This window comes from Acidisphaera rubrifaciens HS-AP3, from assembly GCF_000964365.1.
Taxonomy (GTDB): Bacteria; Pseudomonadota; Alphaproteobacteria; order Acetobacterales; family Acetobacteraceae; genus Acidisphaera; species Acidisphaera rubrifaciens.
On record NZ_BANB01000697.1, the window covers coordinates 1 to 3,922 of the forward strand.

The window sequence follows — 3,922 nt, forward strand, 5'->3', positions numbered from 1 at the left end:
CGGGCGGGGCGAGACCGGGCGGGGCGAGACCGGGGCGGGCGAGATCGCGGGGGGCGATGCCGGCCGAGACGGGACGATGCGGGGCGGCACCCGTAAGGGCGGGATGGGGGCGGATATCGGCCCGATCGGCAACAGCCCGGTGGTGATCCTGGTGCGGCCGCAGCTGGCCGACAACATCGGCGCGGTGGCCCGCGCGATGGCCAATGGCGGTCTGTTTCACCTGCGCCTCGTCGCCCCGCGCGACGGCTGGCCACAGGAGCGGGCGTGGCGGCAGGCCTCCGGCGCGGACCGCATCCTCGACGCGCTGACGTTGCATGACACGGTGGCCGAGGCGGTGGCGGACCTGCATCACGTCTATGCCACCTGCCCCCGGCCGCGTCACATCATCAAGCCGGTGCTGACCGCGCGCGGCGCGGCGGCGGAGCTGCGGGCGGTGTGCGCGCGGGACCTGCGCGCCGGGCTGCTGTTCGGGCCGGAACGCGCGGGGCTCGACAACGACGACATGGCGCAGGCGGACGCGCTGGTCCGCTATCCGCTCAATCCCGCGTTCATGTCGCTCAATCTGGCGCAGGCGGTGATGGTGCTCGCCTATGAATGGTGGACCGCGGCCGATGCCACGCCCGCGCGGCATCTGATGACGAACGAGACGACCATCGCGACCAAGGGCGAGCTGGAGAACTTCCTCGGCCACCTGACGGCGGAACTGGACGCAAGCGGCTTCCTGCGCAACCTGCCGAAGCGGCCCGGCATGGTGCGCAACATCCGTCACCTGTTCCAGCGCGGCGAGGTGACGGAGCAGGAGCTGCGCACGCTGCACGGCATGGTCACGGAACTCGCGCTCGGCCGGCGGCAGCGCGGACGCGACGAGGGCGGCTGATCGGGGCGGCCGGCGGCGCCGGCCACGGTCGCGCGCGCCCCGCTTGCAGCCAGGCCCCATGCCTGCTGACATTGCGGCGCACAGACCGGAGCAAGCCCGCCATGACCCACGGCCCCGCCGACCTTCACGTGGACGTCCTGATCGTGGGCGCGGGTATCTCCGGCATCGGCGCGGCGTATCACATGCGCACCCAATGCCCGGACATGAGCTTCGTCATCCTGGAAAAACAGGAGACGTTCGGCGGGACCTGGACCACGCACCGCTATCCGGGCATCCGGTCGGACAGCGATCTTCACACCTTCGGCTACCGCTTCAAGCCCTGGACGGGCACGCCGATCGCGACCGCGCCGGAAATCCTGCGCTACATGGGCGAGGTGATCGAGGAGAACGACCTCGGCCGGCATATCCGCTACGGGCACCGCATCCTGACGGCCGAATGGTCCGGCACCGACAATCTCTGGACGATCGAGGCGGAGCGGACCGCGGACGGCACGCGGGTGCGCGTCACCGCCGGCTTCCTGTGGATGTGCCAGGGCTATTACCGGCACGAGGAGGGCTACACGCCGTCCTGGCCGGGCATGGACAATTTCGCGGGCCGGATCGTGCATCCGCAGACCTGGCCCGACGACCTCGACATCACGGGCAAGCGGATCGTCGTGATCGGATCGGGCGCGACGGCGGCGACGCTGGTGCCGGCTGTGACGGGGAAATGCGCGCATGTCACCATGCTGCAGCGCTCGCCCACGTATTTCTTCACCGGCCGCAATATCAACGAGCTGGCGGAGATGCTGCGCACGCTGAAGGTCGACGAGACGTGGATCCACGAAATCGTGCGGCGGAAGATCCTGTACGATCAGGCGGAGTTCACCCGCCGCTGCCGCGAGGAGCCGGACAAGGTGACGGCGGAGCTGCTGGGCGCCGTGCGGGCGCATCTGGGCCCTGATTACGACATCGCGACGCATTTCACGCCACGCTACCGCCCGTGGCGGCAGCGCCTTGCCTATATCCCGGACGGCGACCTGTTCGCGGCGATCGCGTCCGGGGGCGCCTCCGTCGTGACGGGCGAGATCGAGCGCTTCACCCGCACCGGCATCCAGCTCACCTCCGGCGAGGAGCTGGAGGCGGACGTGATCGTGACGGCGACCGGGTTCAACCTCAACGTGCTCGGCGACATCGACTTCACGATCGACGGCACGCCGCTGCGCTTCAGCGACACGGTGACGTTCCGCGGCATGATGTTCACCGGGATACCCAACATGGCGTGGGTGTTCGGCTATTTCCGCGCGAGCTGGACGCTGCGCGCGGATCTGGTGGGCGACTTCGTCTGCCGGCTGCTGCACCATATGCGCGCGCGCGGCGCGCGGCGGGTCGAGATCGTGATCCCGCCCGAGAACGCGGACATGCCGTTGCAGGAATGGATCGACCCGGAAAACTTCAACCCCGGTTACCTGATGCGCGGGATGCACCTGCTGCCGAAGCGGGGTGCCACGCCCGAATGGCAGCATACGCAGGATTACTGGGCGGAGAAGGACGAGTTCCCGGCGATCGACCTCGACGGCCCGATGTTCGCCTACGGCTAGGCGGCCGCCGGCTCAGACCTGCACCGCCTGCGTCGCCTGCTCGAGCTCCTGAAACGTCGGCATATGCTGCGTCGGCGCCATCTTGCGGCCGGTCTCGACGCTGATGGCGGGCGCGTTGCCGTGCAGGTGCGCGATCAGGACGGCGCGGATCACCTCGAGATACTTGCCCTCCTCCTCCACGACGCTCTTGAGGCGTGAGGCGAGCGGGCCGGCCATGCCATAGGCGAGCAGCACGCCGAGGAACGTGCCGACCAGCGCGCCGCCGATCATCGCGCCGAGCACCGCCGGCGGCTCGTTGATGTGCGACATCGTCTTTACCACGCCGAGCACGGCGGCCACGATGCCGAGCGCGGGCAGCGCGTCGGCCATCGATTGCAGCGCGTGCGACGGGTGCAGTTCCTCGTGCAGGACTTTCTTCAGCTCCCGCCCCATCACGTCCTCCACCTGATGCGGATCGTCGGCGTTCATCCCGACCATGCGCAGATAGTCGCAGATGAGATCGGTCGCGTGATGGTTGCCGAGGATCTTCGGGAACTTCTGAAAGGCGGGGCTGTCAGCGGGTTTTTCGATATGCGCCTCCAGCGCGAGATTGCCCTTGGTGCTCGCGGTGCGGACGAGAAAGTACAGCAGCGACAGCAGCTCGACGTAATCAGCCTTGCGGAAGCTCGCGCCCTTCAGGATTTTGCCGAAGCCCGCCAGCAGGTGCTTGATGTCGTGCATGCTGTTCGCCATCAGCAGCGTGCCGAGCGCGGCACCACCGATCGTCCACAGCTCGAACGGCAGCGCCTCCACCAGCGGCCCGATGCTGCCGCCGCTGACGAGATAGCTGCCGAAGACGCAGATCAGCAGGAAGACGAAGCCGCCGATCGTCAGCATGTCGCAGGCCCGGCGCCGCTCAAGGGGCGGAGGCGGCCGCGGGTGCTGCGGCCGGCGCCGGGGCCTCGCGCAGCACGACGATGGCGATGCGGCGGTTCGCGGCGGCGAGCGGCTGATGCGGCAGCAGCAGGTCGTGATCGGCGTGACCGACCACGCCGCGTATGCGCCGGTCGGCCAGCCCGGCGTCGACGAGCAGCCGGCGGGTGGCGTTCGCCCGGTCCGCCGACAATTCCCAGTTCGTCCGGTCCGGCCCCGGATACGGCGCCGCGTCGGTATAGCCGGCGATCGAGACCTGTTCGGTCAGTCCCGCCAGGACCGGGGCGACCTTGCGCAGCAGCAGCCGCGCGCGCTCGTTCGGGACGGCGGAGCCGGTCGCGAACATCGGCTGCTGCGCTTCGTCCAGGATCTGGATGCGCAGCCCCTCCGGCGTGGTGTCGATCGACAGCTGACGGGCCAGCGGCGCGAGGGCGGGATCGGCGCGCACGGCGTCGGCGATGGCGGAGGCAGCGGCGGTGAAACGCTGCTGCTCCTGCGCGGCGCTGAGCGGGGCCGTCGTGGGCTGCGGGATCGGGGTCGCCGGCGGCCGGTC

The 3,922-nt window shown here is 69.6% G+C and carries 4 protein-coding genes; 2 read left to right on the forward strand and 2 right to left on the reverse strand.

Annotated elements, in window-relative coordinates:
• Positions 1 to 103 precede the first annotated feature (103 nt).
• Positions 104 to 877 (forward strand): RNA methyltransferase, encoded by a 774-nt coding sequence (locus tag B8460_RS16575; RefSeq protein WP_199445677.1) that lies wholly within the window; start codon positions 104 to 106, stop codon positions 875 to 877.
• 101 nt (positions 878 to 978) lie between these two features.
• Positions 979 to 2,457: a flavin-containing monooxygenase gene (locus B8460_RS16580; RefSeq protein ID WP_048862723.1), complete on the forward strand. Its 1,479-nt coding sequence runs from the start codon at positions 979 to 981 to the stop codon at positions 2,455 to 2,457.
• A gap of 12 nt (positions 2,458 to 2,469) precedes the next feature.
• Here the strand turns inward: B8460_RS16580 and motA are convergent, their stop codons facing one another.
• Positions 2,470 to 3,333 carry a flagellar motor stator protein MotA gene (gene motA / locus B8460_RS16585; RefSeq protein WP_048862724.1) on the reverse strand — a complete coding sequence of 288 codons (864 nt, stop codon included), beginning with the start codon at positions 3,331 to 3,333 and terminating at the stop codon, positions 2,470 to 2,472.
• A 19-nt stretch (positions 3,334 to 3,352) separates the two neighbouring features.
• The coding region (locus B8460_RS16590; protein ID WP_048862725.1) for an OmpA family protein at positions 3,353 to 3,922 on the reverse strand (570 nt) is incomplete at its 5' end.

Bases quoted from the DNA above. Each gene is read 5' to 3' on its own strand.
- motA (WP_048862724.1), bottom strand. From the start codon at position 3,333: ATGCTGACGATCGGCGGCTTCGTCTTCCTGCTGATCTGCGTCTTCGGC.
- B8460_RS16580 (WP_048862723.1), top strand. From the start codon at position 979: ATGACCCACGGCCCCGCCGACCTTCACGTGGACGTCCTGATCGTGGGC.
- B8460_RS16575 (WP_199445677.1), top strand. From the start codon at position 104: ATGGGGGCGGATATCGGCCCGATCGGCAACAGCCCGGTGGTGATCCTG.